We start from the raw sequence: 13435 nt of genomic DNA, 5'->3' as shown, positions 1-13435 counted from the left end.
CTGCCGCTCGGAGGATCGAGCCGGGCCGAGGAGGTCGGGTCCGCGAGCGGGAGGGCCCCTGGCGCCCCGTCCGCGCGATGCCGGCCCGCCGCCTATCCTTGAGGGCGATGTCGAACTCCCGCGCCGAGGCCGCCTACCTGCGCTCCCTCGGCGCCTTCCGGACGCCGACCCTCGATCTCCTCCACGGCCGCTACGCGCCGTTCGTCGTCGCCGCCCTGTCGCTCGTGTTCACCGTCGACCGGCAGGCCGTGGCGGTCGCCGACGCGCACGCCGAGGTGGGGGAGCTGCTCGAGGAGCTGCGCTCGGCCGGGTACGACGAGGGCGAGCGCGCGCTGCCGAGCGGCACGGCGCGCGAGGTGTGCCGCTACTGGGTCCGCGTCGGCTGGCTCGTGCCGCAGATCGAGGGCGAGGCCGAGGTCTACCGGCTGAGCGCCCACGCCGTGAGCGCCCTCGAGATCACCGGGCGCACCGGAGGTGGACGCACGCGCGTCTCGAACTCGCGGGTGCGCACCCTGCTGGAGGCGGTCGAGCGGCTGGCCGCGGACGTCGATCCCGACCCGGAGGCCCGCCTCTCGCGGCTCCGCGAGGAGCGGGCGCGCCTGGACGCCGAGATCGCAACACTCGAGGAGGGCGCCGGTCTCGAGCCGGCCGACGACGAGCATCTCCTGGAGGAGGCCGAGAACGTGGTGCACCTCGCCCGCGAGCTGCCGGCCGACTTCGCGCGGGTGGCGGAGTCGATCAAGGCGATGCAGCGCGACGTGGTCGCGGACCTGCGCCGCGACGTCCGCCCGACCGGCGAGGTGCTGCGGGAGTACCTCGAGCGAGGTCAGCACGTGATGCAGGCCACCAGCGAGGGCCGGGCGTTCGCCGGAGCCCTCCGCCTCCTGGGCGACCCCGAGCGGATCGACGCGCTCGCCGATCAGCTGCACACCGTGCTCGTGCAGCCGTTCTCCCGCCTGATGGACCCCGCCCAGCGCGCGGAGCTGGCCGCGATCGGCCGCCGGGTGGAGCTGGGCGTGCAGGAGGTCCTGACCGCGCAGCGCCGCGCGTCCCACGTCATCACGGGCCAGGTCCGCACCCACGACCCGGCTCGCGACCGCCAGGTGGACGAGCTGCTGCGCGACGTGATGGCGGGGCTCCAGGAGTGGACGGGCGGGATCTCGCCGGACGCGCCGGTCACGCCGCTGCGGCACCTGCCCGTCGCCGGGATCGGCCACCTGCGCCAGACCCTGGGAGACGTGCGTCCGGCCGGCGGGCCGGCGCCCCTGGCCGGAGACGACGGCGACGCCGAGTTCGTCGGCGATGACAGCCGGGCCTGGGGCGGTCCCCGCTACGCGGAGCTGGAGGCCTACGTGGCGGAGCTCGGCGACGAGTTCGATCTGGCGGACGCGTTCAGCGCGGCTCCGGAGGACACTCGACGGCCCGTCGACCTGCTCGGGCTGCTCGAGATCGCGCACCGGACGGGCCTCGTCGACCGCGAGGGCTACTCCGTCGTGAGCACGCGCCGACCCGACGGGACCGTGCGCCGCTTCGCCTTCGGATCCGTGACCGCCCGCACCGAGGAGGAGACCGACGATGAGTGACACCCTGGCGACCGACGGGCCCGCCGCCGATCCGTTCATCGCGCCCGTGTCGATGGAGGAGGACCCCGACGAGCTCTTCCCCGGCGACCGCGGCGTCCTCGACACCGAGGTGCGCCGGGTGCTCGTGCACGTGCTGCAGCGCCGCTTCCTCCTCGCCGACCGCCACCGCGAGCAGTGGGCCGTGCTCCAGGAGCACCGGCAGCTGATCGAGTCGCGGCTGAACGACCTGTTCGTGCGGCTCGTCGTCGACCACGAGCGCGGGGTCGCCTACAAGCAGCAGGTGCGCTCCGACGAGGTGGAGATGCCGGTGCTGTTGCGCGACCTCCCCTACACCCGCGCCGAGACGCTGGTGCTGGTGCACCTGCGCACGGTCCATCAGCGGGAGTCGGCGGCCGGCGAGGCGTCGGCGCGCGTGGACGTCGAGGAGGTCGAGCAGACGGTGCTCAGCTACTTCGCCGACGCCGAGCGCGACACCGCCCGCCGGCAGCGCATGGTCCGCAAGGCGCTGGAGCGGCTCGGGCGCGACGGCATCGTCGACGAGGAGTCCGCAGGGCGGTACCGGATCAGCCCGATCGTGGAGATCGTGCTGAGCGCGCCGAAGCTGCGGGAGCTGAGCGACTGGCTGCGCGGGCGGGCGGGCGAAGACGCTTCCTCGGTGGTCGCAGAAGCGGCGCTCGCCGAGGAGCCCGGCTCGGACGATCCGGAGCAGGCGGACGACGACGCGCTCGAGGACGACGGCCTCGACGAGGACGCGGACCCGCCCACGGACGGCGTCCTGCCCGGAGCCGATGTCGCGGACGACGAGCCGGCCGACGACGAGCCGCTGGACGACGAGCCGACCGACGACGACACCCCCGACCCCGAGGACGACCCCCGATGACGATGCTCGACACCCTCTTCGGCCTGATCCCCGCCGCCTCCCGCGGTCAGCAGTGGCTCGCCGAGGACCTGCAGCTGGTCAACTGGGGCGGCTACGACGGCGCGCACCGGGTCCGCTTCTCGCCGGGCGCCACGCTCCTCTGCGGCGGCTCCGGCTCCGGCAAGTCCACGCTGATGGACGCCTACATCGCCCTGATGATGCCGCACACCACGCCGTTCAACGGCGCCTCGAACGGCGGAGTGACGGGCCGTCCGCGCGGCGAGGACCAGCGCAACATCCTCTCCTACGCGCGCGGCAAGCTCGACGAGTCGCGCACGGACGAGGGCACGACCATGCGCGTCCTGCGCGGCGACGGAGTCGACACCTGGACCGCCGTCGCGATGACCTGGGTCGACCACGACGGCTCGCGCTTCAGCGCGGTCCGCGCCTGGTACGTCCCGGCCGGCTCCCGGGTGCTCGAGGAGACCGTGCGGATCCGCGCGAGCGCCGAGGGCCCGGTCGACCTGGCCGCGCTCGACCGGGCGGCGGCGCACCGCTTCTCCGACGCGTCGCTGCGCGCGGCGGGCCTGGATCCGCTCGGCACCGATCGCGAGTTCTCGGCGCGTCTGCACGCGGTGCTCGGCATCGGAGCGGCGGGAGCCGGATCGAAGGCGATGAGCCTGCTCGCCCGCATCCAGGCCGGTCAGCAGATCACGACCGTCGACGACCTCTACAAGCGGCTCGTGCTCGAGGAGCCCGAGACCCTGGCCTCCGCCGACGCGGTCGTCGCCCACTTCGACGAGCTCGAGAGCACCCGGCAGCGGATGCTCACCGCGCGCCAGCAGGTCGCGGCACTCGAGCCGTTGCGGGGCCTGCGCCTGCGCATCGCCGCGTCCGCGGAGCGCGTGCGCCTCATCGACGCGCTCGGGGAGTTCGATGCCCCGGTGTCGCCGGCGGCCCTGTGGCGCGCTGAGCAGCGCCTCGGCCTGCTGCGCGACGTCGAGGTCGAGCTGCGCGAGCGCACCCGCGCCGTCGACGCCGTGCTCCGCGAGAAGCGGGCCCTCGCCGAGGCGGCGGAGTCGGAGCGGGACGGGCTCGCCGAGGTGCTGCGGGCCTCCGGCGGCGACCGCCTCGAGACGGCCCAGCGCGAGCTCCGCGAGGTGGAGCGGCGGCTGGGCGCGGCGCGCGAGAACCGCGCCCGGCTCGAGGAGGACCTGCGCGCTCTCGGCGAGCCGGAGACCACCCGCGAGCGGTTCGAGGCGGTGCTCGCCCGGGCGGCGAGCGCGGCCGACGCCAAGCGCAGCACCCGTGCGGCCTGGTCGGACGCGGTCGCCGAGCGGAAGGCCGCGGCGCGCGATCTCGCCGAGCTCGAGGCGGAGCAGCGCTCGGCCTCGGACCGTCGGGACAGCATCCCCCGGCCTCTGCACGAGGCGCGCGAGCGGATCGCGGAGGCAGCCGGCCTCACCGCCGACGACCTGCCCTTCGTCGGCGAGCTGGTCGAGGTGCGTGCCGAGTTCGAGCCCTGGCGCGAGGCGTTCACGCTCGCCCTCGGCGGCTTCGCGACGACGCTGATGATCGACTCCGCCCACCTCGACCGCTTCCGCCGCGCCATCGACTCCCTCCGGCTCCCGGTCCGGCTCCGCTACGAGGGCGTGGAGACCGGGCTCGAGGAGGTGCGGGGCCTCGACCCGCAGACGCTGCCCGGGCGCCTCGACTACCGAGCCACCGCCTTCACCGGCTGGCTGCAGGACCGGCTCGAGGACCGCTTCGGCTACGTGTGCGTCGACAGCGCTGCGGAGCTCGGACGCCACCGGCTCGCCCTGACCCTCACCGGTCAGCTCTCGCAGGGGCAGCGCGGTACGCACGGCGGCCACGGCGCCGCGAACGTCCTCGGCTTCTCCAACTCCCGTCGACTCCGCGAGCTGAACGCCCTGGTCGAGGCGGCCCGGGCCCGCAGCGCGGCGGCCGTCTCGGCGGCGTCGGCGGCGGAGGAGGCCCTCGATGCGCTCGACGACCGGATGACGCGCCACGCCCGCCTCGCGCTGGTGAGCTGGGAGACGGTCGACGTCGAGTCGCTGCTCGCCGAGCAGGAGCGCTGGGAGGCGGTCGGCGCCGAGGCGGCGGAGGCGAACCCCGAGCTCGCCGGCCTGCAGGAGCGGATCGACGGGCTGCGCGGCCGCCTCGAGCGCCTCCGCCAGGAGATCGCGCGCGCCGGTGTGGAACGCGAGCGGATCGAGGCGGAGTGGGCCGTCGTGGTCGACGACGTCGACGCGAGCCAGGCGGTTCTCGATGCGGCGGAGCGCGCAGGACGCGAGCTCGACGACGACCAGCGCGCCTTCCTGGACGCCCGGTTCACGCTGACCGAGGCCGCGGCGTCCGGCAGCGTCTCGGACGTCCTGGTCCGCTTCGACGCAGCGCTCGCCACGGCGGCGCAGCGACTGGCGGAGGACCGCCGCTCCGCGGCCGAGTCGCACGAGCAGCAGCGCGAGAGCGCCGGCCGGATCATGACCGGCTTCCTCGACCGCTGGCCGAACCCCAACCTGCTCGCGGACCCCGAGGCGTCCGCGGGCGACTTCGAGCGGCTGCTCGACGCCCTCGAGACCAGCGGCCTGCACCGGCTCGAGACCGAGTGGCGCGACAGCCTGCTCACGCTCTCCGGCAACGACCTCACGAGCTTCGACTCCACGCTCGGCCGCTCGCTGCGGGAGATCCGCGAGCGGATCGAGCCGATCAACGTGATCATGCAGGATCTGCCGTTCTACGACGACGGCCACCGCCTGCAGATCACGACGCGCGAGAACCAGTCGGAGGTGCGCCGTCGCTTCCGCCGCGAGCTCCGCGAGGTGCGCGCGCAGATCCAGGCCGTGTCCGCGGAGGAGGAGCGCGAGCAGGTCTACCGGCGGATGTCCCGGCTCATCCAGCGGCTGCGGCGCACCGCGCCCGACTTCGGCGACCTCGTCGACGTCCGCAACCACGTCCGGGTCAGCGCCGAGCGCGTGGACGCCGTCACCCGAGCGCATGTGGCGCTGTACGACCACATCGGCGAGAAGTCCGGCGGGGAGTCGCAGGAGCTGATCGCCTTCATCGTCGGAGCGGCGCTGCGCTACCAGCTCGGCGACGCGGGAGCCGACCGCCCCCGGTACGCCCCGGTCTTCATGGACGAGGCGCTGATCAAGGCCGACGCCCACTTCACCAAGCGGGCGATCGGTGCGTGGCGCGGTCTCGGCTTCCAGCTCGTGATCGGCGCCCCGAACGACAAGTACAGCGCGATCGAGCCGCACGTCGAGGTGGAGTACGACATCCTCAAGGACACGCGCGGACGCTCCTGGGCCAGGCCGAAGGTGGGCCTGGCCCCCTAGGGCTTCGTGCCGATCTTCGCGTGGCTGCGCGAGTAGGCGAAGTAGATCGCGAAGCCCACGGCCAGCCAGATCAGGAAGCGCAGCCAGGTCTCGATCGAGAGGTTGAGCATCAGGTAGGTGCAGATCAGGGCGGAGAGCAGCGGGAGCCACGGGTTCAGCGGGACCCGGAAGCCGCGCTTCAGGTCGGGCCGCTTGCGGCGCAGCACCACGACGCCGACCGAGACCAGCACGAACGCCGAGAGCGTTCCGATGTTGACCATCTCCTCGAGCACGCCGATCGGGGTGAGCCCGGCGAGCAGCGCGACGACGATGGTCACGACCACGGAGGTGAACCACGGCGTGCGCAGGCGCGGGTGGACGGTGGCCAGGCGCCGGGGGAGGAGCCCGTCGCGCGCCATCGCGAAGATGATGCGCGTCGCTCCGATCAGCAGCGTCAGCACGACGGTGGTCAGACCGGCGACGGCGCCGGCCGAGATGACCGTCGCCATCCAGGTCTGCCCGTGGTAGGCGAACGCATTGGCGAGCGCGGCCGACGGGTCGAGCTCGCGGTAGGGGACCATGCCGGTCACGACGAGGGCGACGGCGCAGTAGAGGACCGTGCAGATGATCAGCGAGGCGATGATGCCGATGGGCAGGTCGCGCTGGGGGCGGCGGGTCTCCTCCGCGGTCGTCGCGACGACGTCGAACCCGATGTAGGCGAAGAACACCAGGGAGGCGCCGGCGATGATGCCGCCGACGCCGAACGTGGCCGGCTCGATGCCCGAGAGGAACTGGAGCAGCGGCTGGGTCAGACCGGACGCGGACTGCGAGGGCTCGGCGGCGGGGACGAACGGGGTGTAGTTGGCGGTGTTCACGAACTGCAGGCCCGCGATGATGACGAACAGGACGATGAACAGCTTGATCGCGACGAGCACCAGGTTGACGCGCAGCGATTCCTTGATCCCGAAGGTCATCAGCGCGCCGAGCACGAGGACGAGCAGGATCGCCGGCACGTCGACCACGCCGCCGTAGGTGAGCGCCGGCGGGAGGGTCACTCCCAGCTGCTGCAGCAGCGACCCGAGGTACGCGCTCCACCCCTGCGCGACCACGCTCGCTCCGAGGAACAGCTCGAGGATCAGGTCCCAGCCGATGATCCAGGCGAAGAGCTCGCCGAGGGAGGCGTAGGAGAAGGTGTAGGCGGAGCCCGACACCGGGACCGTGGAGGCGAACTCGGCGTAGCACATGGCCGCGAGGGCGCAGGCGAAGGCGGCGACGACGAAGCTCAGGACGATCGCCGGTCCGGCGATGTCGTGGGCGGCGCGGCCGGTGAGGGTGAAGATGCCGGCGCCGATGACGACTCCGACGCCGAAGACCGTGAGATCGAGCGCGGTCAGCGACTTCTTGAGCTTGTACTCGGGCTCATCGGTGTCGGCGATCGACTGCTCGACGGACTTGGTGCGGAGGAGGCTCACGGTGGTTCTCTCTGTGGGCTGCGGGGTGGAGGCGCGAGGGCCACTGGGGAGGATAGCGGGGCGGGCGCCTCTGCCGCGCCGGGCGTCGCGCGAGTACGCTTCCCGGCCATGAGCAGGATCTTCTCCGTGGCGTTCGCCGACGTGCACCCCCTCTACGTGGCGAAGGCGGAGCGCAAGGGCCGGACGAGGGAGGAGGTCGACGAGGCGGTCCGCTGGCTCACCGGCTTCTCGGACGAGGAGCTGGCCCGGCACCTCGAGAGCAGGACGACCTTCGAGGAGTTCTTCGCGGCGGCGCGCCTGCCTCCGCAGGCCTCGGCGATCACGGGGATGATCTGCGGCGTGCGGGTCGAGACGATCGAGGATCCGCTGATGCAGCGCATCCGGTACCTCGACAAGCTGATCGACGAGATCGCGAAGGGACGGCCGATGGCGAAGGTGCTGCGGGCTCCCGCGGCCGGCTGAGCCGCCGGACCCGGGCGCTCCTCCACAGGCGCCGATCCGCTCCGGTTCTCCCCGGTCCGGGCCGGCGGGATCTCGCGCCGCCGGCGACGCGAGCAGGGTGTCGGACATGACATCCACACAGCGAACCCCTGCTCCTCCGTCCCGCCGCCGCGATCCCGAAGTCCTGCGGGCGAGCGCGATCCAGGACCTCCTGGCGGCCGTCCCCTCCATCATCGGCATCCGTCCGGAGGAGTCCGTCGTGGTGGTGCCGTTCCTCGGCACGCGCGCCGGGGGAGGCTTCCGGGTCCCGCTCCCGGAGACGCTGCGCGGGATGGAGGCGGAGGCGCTGGCGGGCGGCTGCGCGGCCATGATGGAGACGATGCCGCGGGCCACCGGTGTGCTGGTGGTGGTCTGCACCCGTGCGGGCTACGCCGAGGAGCGGGGGATCCCGCATCTCGACCTCGGCCACGCGGTGCTCCGGCGCCTGGAGCGCACGCGCCTGGACATCATCGCCGTGGCCTGCATCGCCGCCGACGGATGGGGGCGCTACACGGACGCCGAGGAGTGCCGCAGGCCACGTCCGCTCCTCGAGATCGAGCGGAGCGAGACCGGCGTCCTCGCCCGAGCGGTGGCCGACGAGCCACTGGACATCGACGCGCTCTCCGTGCTGCCGCCGGTCGCCGAGGAGGATCGCGCGCTCGTCGCGGAGGTGCTCCGCCGGCCGCCCCTGGTCGGCGACACGGAACGGCTCGTCGAGCGCTGGCTCAGCGGACCGCGGGACGTCCGCCGCGAAGGACTGATCGTGCGGACCCTGCAGTCGCCGCCCCTCCGCGACCGGGTGACCGTGCAGATCGCGCGGAGCCCGCAGGCAGGAGTGGGAGTGCCGCCCGGCGCGGTGGGCGACGCCCGCGCCGGAACGGACGACGACCACGACCTCGAGCTGTCGGCCCTGCTGCTCGGCAGCGGGCGTGCTCCGGAGCGCGGCCGTCTGGCGCGGGCGACCGGGCTCCTCGCCCGCGCCGCCGCGCTGGCGCCGGAGGAGGCGCGCTCCTCCGTGCTCACCGTTCTCGCGTGGTGCTGGTGGGCGAGGGGAGTCTCGAGCCTCGCGGGGCTCCACCTCGACGAGGCGCTGCGGCTCGACCCCGACGACTCGATGGCCCGGCTCTACGCCTCGCTGTTCGCGGCCCGCCCCCTGCCGGACTGGGTGCTCGCGGCCGCTGCCGAGGCCCTCGATGCCGCGAGCGCCTGAGGTCGGGCGCGGGCCGGTGCGCTCGCCCGGAGACGGATGCTCTTGCGCGGGGGAGGGGACGGCCCTAATGTGCAACCACATGGTTGTACGAATGGACGCCGACATCGACCTGCTCTTCCGGGCGCTGGCCGACAGCACCCGCCGCGACATCGTCGCCCGGGTGATGGTCGGCGAGCAGTCCGTCTCCGCACTCGCGGCGCGCTACGAGATGTCGTTCGCGGCGGTGCAGAAGCACGTGGCCGTCCTCGAGCGGGCGGCACTCGTCCGCAAGCGGAGGAGGGGGCGGGAGCAGCTGGTGCAGGGCGAGGTCGCCGCAGTGCGGCGGGCGTCGCGCCTGCTCGACGCCTACGAGCAGCTGTGGGCGGGGAGGATCGACCGCATGTCGGACCTCCTCGACGAGGAGTGACACCCGCGAGCCGACCGGCGCGCGGGATCTGCTGGAGGGAGAGGCGCGATGAGCGTGCTGCAGTCCGTGAAGGACATCGAGGAACTGACCCTGACCGTGACCGCCGAGTTCGACGCGGGGATCGAGCGCGTCTGGCTCCTCTGGACGGATCCGCGCCGCCTCGAGCGCTGGTGGGGGCCGCCGACCTGGCCGGCGACCTTCGAGCGGCACGAGCCGGTCGAGGGCGGACGGAGCGCCTACGTCATGACGGGACCGGACGGCGAGCAGGCGCGCGGCTGGTGGCGCGTGACCCGGGCGGAGGAGCCGACGCGGTTCGAGTTCGAGGACGGCTTCGCCGACGAGCGCGGCGACCCGGTCGACGCGCTGGGGATCACCCGGGCCACGGTCACCCTCGACGAGATCGAGCCGGGGCGCACGCGGATGGTCCTCAGCAGCCGTTTCGAGTCGGTCGAGCAGCTCGAGCAGATGGTCCAGATGGGCATGGAGGAGGGACTCCGCCAGGCGATGGGGCAGATCGACGCGATCCTGCTCGAGGACTGAGTCGGCGCCCATGGAGGTTCGGCGCTCGCCGCGCCGAGCCTCCGGGCGGAGGAGCCGTCCGCGCTACTGCTCGGGGTCGGTGAGGGCGGCGGCGTAGGCGCGGACGGAGCGCTGGTATCGGGGGAGCCCCGGAGCCAGCGCCTCCAGCGCGATCCGCAGGGCCTCGTCGACGCGCCCGGCGCTGTGCAGGGCGAGCGCGAGGAACACCTCCCGCGCGGAGCCCACCGCGGGGTGCGCGGCGGCGCCGGCGAGGAGGTCGATCGCCTCATCGGTGCGGCCGAGGTTCCGGAGTGTCGAGGCGTACTGGATCGTCAACCGCGCCCGCCGCTCGTCATCCAGGCCGGCTGCGAGGGCGCGCTCGTACTCGACCGCCGCCTCCGCCTCGTGTCCCGCGCTGTCGAGGGCGCCGCCCAGCTCGAAAGCGGCGATTCCGTCGTGTCCCGGGTAGCGGGCTGCGAGGACGCGCATCCGCTCGACGACGCCGTCCGGGTCGTCCTGAGCGTCTAGTCGCTCGACCGCCGCGAGCCAGAGGGCGAGCGCGTCGGTCTCGGGGCGGTCGGGGTCGGAGGCGCGTGTCTCGGTCACGCCTCCGACGCTACCGCGCCCGCACAGTGCGGCGGAGCGGGGCTACGAGGCGGTCGAGTCGGCGCCGTCGTCGTCCGACCCGCCGTCGTCGGAGCCGGAGGTGCCCGCTCCGACCGGCGCGGCGCGTCGCCCGGCCTCGATCAGGGCGGTCGACGCAGCCGCTCCGCCGATCAGGGCGAACAGCGCCCAGCCGGCTCCCCACTTGCGCTTGCCGATCAGGGCGTCGAACGAGAGCGCGCCGGGGCCGTCCGCGACGATCGCGGCCGTCGCCGCGACGAGGACGGCGTTGTACTCCCACCCGCCGCCCGCGTTCCACAGGCCGTTGCTCCAGTGCACCTTGCGCACGGCGGTGACCATCGTGGCGACGAGTCCGGCGGCGGCGAGCGGAGTCGCGGCGCCGAGGGCGAGAGCGGCGCCTCCGGCCGTCTCGGTCACCGCTGCGGCGACGGCGTTGCGCCGGGCCGGGTGCATCTCCAGGCTCGACATCATCTGCTCGGTGCCGTCGAGGCCGGGGCCGTCGAACGAGCCCCGCAGCTTCTGCAGACCGTGTCCGACGAAGAGCCCGCCGACGGCGAGACGGAGAACGAGTGAGCCGACCTTCATGGTGACCTCCGGGGTGGGGTGGGGACGTGTAGTGCGAGGGTCCCGGCTGCGCCGCGCCCGGTCAAGGGGTCGCGCCCGGTGAGCGGGCCGCGCGGGAGGTGTGCGCGCTCGGCGAGGGCTCAGAGCAGCGTGTAGGCGGACGCGTCCATCATCACGGTGCCGTCGGTGCACACCTGGAGCTCGGCGGGGGCGCGGACCGCGCCGTCCGGGGCGTCGAGGACCTCGGCGACGAGGAACGCGGAGGTCCCGACCGCGCAGCCGTAGGCGCCGGGGGAGTGCCAGGCGACCCGGACGTCCGCCCGGGCGCCCGGGACGAGGATCACGGGAGCGTCGGGGTTCGGGCCGGACGCGTCGGCGACCGCGCTGATCCGGTTCCCGTCGGCGTCGGTCGCGTAGACGCCGGGGATTCCCGCGAGAGCGCAGTCGGAGGAGGAGGTGCTGGTGAGCACGAGGTCGAAGGCGCTGTTCCCGGCACCCGACGCGTCGGGGTCGGGGCGGTACTCCATCGTCAGGTCGGAGCCCGTGCAGCGCGCCGCCGCCGGATCCGCGGCGGGAGAACCGGTCGACGAGGGCTCGGGGGTCGCCGTGACCGTCACGGTCACGGTGGGAGTCGGCGTCGGAGCGGGAGTCGGCGAAGACGTCGGGGTCGCGGTCGCGGTCGGCGTCGGGAGCGGCGTCCGCGCGGACGGGGCTCCGCCGCTGCCCGCGCAGCCGGAGAGGACGAGGACGAGTGCTGCTGCTGCCAGCGCGGAGGCGCCGGTCCGGTGCGAGAACGTGCTCATGTCCGCAGTCTGCCACCGCCCGGACCGAACGGCCCCGTGGATGCGCGAGCATGCTCGGAGATCCCGGACGGGGAGGCGGAGGACGGATGCGGCGGGCGTCCGGAGGTGCCCCTCCCCGCGCCCGCCGTACCGGGGTCGGCGCTAGACGCGGACGACCATCTTCCCGGTGTTGCCGCCGCGCATCATCGAGAGGAACGCGTCCACGGCGTGGTCGATGCCGTCGACGACGGTCTCGTCGTAGGCGATCTCTCCGTCGGCGAACCAGCCGGCCATCAGCCGGTTGAACTCCGGCGCGTGGTCGAGGTAGCCGGACAGCGTGAATCCGCGCAGCGTGAGACCGCGGGTGATGATGTTCGCCATGTTGTCGGGGCCGGGCGTCTTCTCGGTGCTGTTGTAGCCGGCGATCGCTCCGCAGAGCGCCGCGCGGCCGCCGTCGCGGAAGGCGTCGAGGGCCGCTTCGAGGTGGTCGCCGCCGACGTTGTCGAAGTACACGTCGATCCCGTCGGGCGCGGCCTCGGCCAGCTGCTCGCGGACCGGGCCGGAGTGGTAGTCGAAGGCGGCGTCGTAGCCGTACTTCTCGGTCAGCAGGGCGACCTTCTCAGCCGAGCCCGCGGATCCGACGACCCGCTCGGCTCCGAGGAGGCGCGCGATCTGACCGGCGGCCGAGCCGACGGCTCCCGCGGCGCCCGAGACGAAGACGGTGTCGCCCTCCTTCATGCCCGCGATGGCGGTGAGCCCGACGTACGCGGTGAGTCCGGTCATCCCGAGGATGCCGAGGCGGAGCGAGAGCGGCACTCCGGGGATCTCGGGGACGACGCGGAACTGCGACGACTCGGCCTGCACGACGTCGCGCCAGCCGAGCTGGTGCAGGACCGCGCTGCCGACGGGGAACGCGGGGTCGTCGGAGACGGTCACCCGGCCGACGGCACCGCCGGTCATGGTCTCGCCGAGGGCGAAGGGCGGGGTGTAGCTCTTCACGTCGTTCATGCGGCCGCGCATGTAGGGGTCGACCGAGAGGAAGGCGTTCTCGACGCGGATCTCGCCCGCGGCCGGGTCGCCGTACTCGACGGTCGCGGTCCGGAAGTCCTCGGGGACGGGCCAGCCGTCGGGGCGGCGGACGAGCTGGATCTGGGTGCTGGTGACGGTGCTCATAGGACCTTTCGTGGTGGTGGAGCGGAGGGGATCAGAGTGAGAGGCCGACGGCGAGCGCGACCACCGCGAGCAGACCCGGGGTCATCTGGGTCAGCGCGGCGCGGCGCTTGGTCGGAGCGGAGAGGAGCAGGACGAGTGCTGCGGCGACCATCGATCCGGCGCCGGCGAAGACGAGGGCCGCGCCGACGGCGGTGGCGCCGATCGCGACGGCGACGATGCCCGCCACGGTGACGACGGCGAGGAAGAGGTTGTAGAAGCCCTGGTTGTAGGCCATCTCCTTCGTCGCCTCCGCCTCGCCGGCGGTCGTGCCGAACGTCGATCGGGCGCGCGAGGTCGTCCAGAGGACCGACTCGAGCACGAAGATGTAGACGTGCAGCGCCGCGGCGAGAGCGGCGAGCACCAGTCCGAGAACGATCACGGCGGGC

General features: G+C 73.5%; 13 protein-coding genes. 7 read left to right on the top strand and 6 right to left on the bottom strand.

The window, feature by feature from the left end:
• The first annotated feature begins 107 nt into the window (after window positions 1–107).
• Genes C5C49_RS11045 through C5C49_RS11035 form a run of 3 tightly spaced genes read left to right on the top strand, consistent with a single transcriptional unit; the run spans window position 108 to window position 5801 of the window.
• Complete coding sequence (locus tag C5C49_RS11045; RefSeq protein WP_104346176.1) at window positions 108–1583, top strand: DUF3375 domain-containing protein; 1476 nt, start codon at window positions 108–110, stop codon at window positions 1581–1583.
• Entirely contained in the window at window positions 1576–2463 is an 888-nt protein-coding gene (locus C5C49_RS11040) for a DUF4194 domain-containing protein (RefSeq protein WP_104346175.1), read from the top strand. The genes C5C49_RS11045 and C5C49_RS11040 overlap by 8 nt, the downstream gene beginning before the upstream one ends.
• Complete coding sequence (locus C5C49_RS11035) at window positions 2460–5801, top strand: ATP-binding protein (protein ID WP_104346174.1); 3342 nt, start codon at window positions 2460–2462, stop codon at window positions 5799–5801. The genes C5C49_RS11040 and C5C49_RS11035 overlap by 4 nt, the downstream gene beginning before the upstream one ends.
• Here the strand turns inward: C5C49_RS11035 and C5C49_RS11030 are convergent.
• Entirely contained in the window at window positions 5798–7252 is a 1455-nt protein-coding gene (locus tag C5C49_RS11030) for an amino acid permease (RefSeq protein WP_104292439.1), read from the bottom strand. The genes C5C49_RS11035 and C5C49_RS11030 overlap by 4 nt on opposite strands.
• Before the next feature lie 108 nt (window positions 7253–7360).
• Here C5C49_RS11030 and C5C49_RS11025 point away from each other — a divergent pair, with 108 nt between their 5' ends.
• The 4 genes from C5C49_RS11025 to C5C49_RS11010 all read left to right on the top strand — a co-directional run bounded on the left by C5C49_RS11025 (window position 7361) and on the right by C5C49_RS11010 (window position 9888).
• Window positions 7361–7714: a DUF2200 domain-containing protein gene (locus C5C49_RS11025; RefSeq protein WP_104257296.1), complete on the top strand. Its 354-nt coding sequence runs from the start codon at window positions 7361–7363 to the stop codon at window positions 7712–7714.
• Between the two features lie 106 nt (window positions 7715–7820).
• Window positions 7821–8942: a DUF4192 family protein gene (locus C5C49_RS11020; RefSeq protein WP_146084878.1), complete on the top strand. Its 1122-nt coding sequence runs from the start codon at window positions 7821–7823 to the stop codon at window positions 8940–8942.
• A 79-nt stretch (window positions 8943–9021) separates the two neighbouring features.
• Window positions 9022–9348, top strand: coding sequence for a metalloregulator ArsR/SmtB family transcription factor (locus C5C49_RS11015; protein WP_104346182.1), 327 nt, complete (start codon window positions 9022–9024; stop codon window positions 9346–9348).
• Between the two features lie 48 nt (window positions 9349–9396).
• A complete protein-coding gene (locus C5C49_RS11010; RefSeq protein ID WP_104346172.1) occupies window positions 9397–9888 on the top strand; it encodes an SRPBCC domain-containing protein in 492 nt (163 codons plus the stop codon).
• A gap of 63 nt (window positions 9889–9951) precedes the next feature.
• Here the strand turns inward: C5C49_RS11010 and C5C49_RS11005 are convergent, their stop codons facing one another.
• The 5 genes from C5C49_RS11005 to C5C49_RS10980 all read right to left on the bottom strand — a co-directional run bounded on the left by C5C49_RS11005 (window position 9952) and on the right by C5C49_RS10980 (window position 13428).
• Window positions 9952–10473, bottom strand: a complete 522-nt coding sequence (locus C5C49_RS11005; protein WP_258059938.1) for a tetratricopeptide repeat protein — start codon at window positions 10471–10473, stop codon at window positions 9952–9954.
• Window positions 10474–10515: 42 nt separating this feature from the next.
• Complete coding sequence (locus tag C5C49_RS11000; RefSeq protein WP_104222539.1) at window positions 10516–11076, bottom strand: DoxX family protein; 561 nt, start codon at window positions 11074–11076, stop codon at window positions 10516–10518.
• A gap of 119 nt (window positions 11077–11195) precedes the next feature.
• On the bottom strand, window positions 11196–11858 hold the full coding sequence (locus tag C5C49_RS17025; RefSeq protein ID WP_181135759.1) for a DUF4232 domain-containing protein: 663 nt from the start codon (window positions 11856–11858) through the stop codon (window positions 11196–11198).
• Window positions 11859–11999: 141 nt separating this feature from the next.
• Window positions 12000–13010 (bottom strand): NADP-dependent oxidoreductase, encoded by a 1011-nt coding sequence (locus C5C49_RS10985; protein ID WP_104346170.1) that lies wholly within the window; start codon window positions 13008–13010, stop codon window positions 12000–12002.
• 31 nt (window positions 13011–13041) lie between these two features.
• Window positions 13042–13428, bottom strand: a complete 387-nt coding sequence (locus tag C5C49_RS10980; RefSeq protein WP_104283753.1) for a DUF1304 domain-containing protein — start codon at window positions 13426–13428, stop codon at window positions 13042–13044.
• Window positions 13429–13435: the final 7 nt, after the last annotated feature.

The organism is Rathayibacter sp. AY1E2 (assembly GCF_002932325.1).
Lineage (GTDB): Bacteria > Actinomycetota > Actinomycetes > Actinomycetales > Microbacteriaceae > Rathayibacter.
This window is presented reverse-complemented; position numbering and strand designations above follow the sequence as displayed.

Bases quoted from the DNA above. Each gene is read 5' to 3' on its own strand.
- C5C49_RS11010 (WP_104346172.1), top strand. From the start codon at position 9,397: ATGAGCGTGCTGCAGTCCGTGAAGGACATCGAGGAACTGACCCTGACC.
- C5C49_RS11015 (WP_104346182.1), top strand. From the start codon at position 9,022: ATGGTTGTACGAATGGACGCCGACATCGACCTGCTCTTCCGGGCGCTG.
- C5C49_RS10985 (WP_104346170.1), bottom strand. From the start codon at position 13,010: ATGAGCACCGTCACCAGCACCCAGATCCAGCTCGTCCGCCGCCCCGAC.
- C5C49_RS17025 (WP_181135759.1), bottom strand. From the start codon at position 11,858: ATGAGCACGTTCTCGCACCGGACCGGCGCCTCCGCGCTGGCAGCAGCA.
- C5C49_RS11000 (WP_104222539.1), bottom strand. From the start codon at position 11,076: ATGAAGGTCGGCTCACTCGTTCTCCGTCTCGCCGTCGGCGGGCTCTTC.
- C5C49_RS11025 (WP_104257296.1), top strand. From the start codon at position 7,361: ATGAGCAGGATCTTCTCCGTGGCGTTCGCCGACGTGCACCCCCTCTAC.
- C5C49_RS11035 (WP_104346174.1), top strand. From the start codon at position 2,460: ATGACGATGCTCGACACCCTCTTCGGCCTGATCCCCGCCGCCTCCCGC.
- C5C49_RS11020 (WP_146084878.1), top strand. From the start codon at position 7,821: ATGACATCCACACAGCGAACCCCTGCTCCTCCGTCCCGCCGCCGCGAT.
- C5C49_RS11040 (WP_104346175.1), top strand. From the start codon at position 1,576: ATGAGTGACACCCTGGCGACCGACGGGCCCGCCGCCGATCCGTTCATC.
- C5C49_RS11045 (WP_104346176.1), top strand. From the start codon at position 108: ATGTCGAACTCCCGCGCCGAGGCCGCCTACCTGCGCTCCCTCGGCGCC.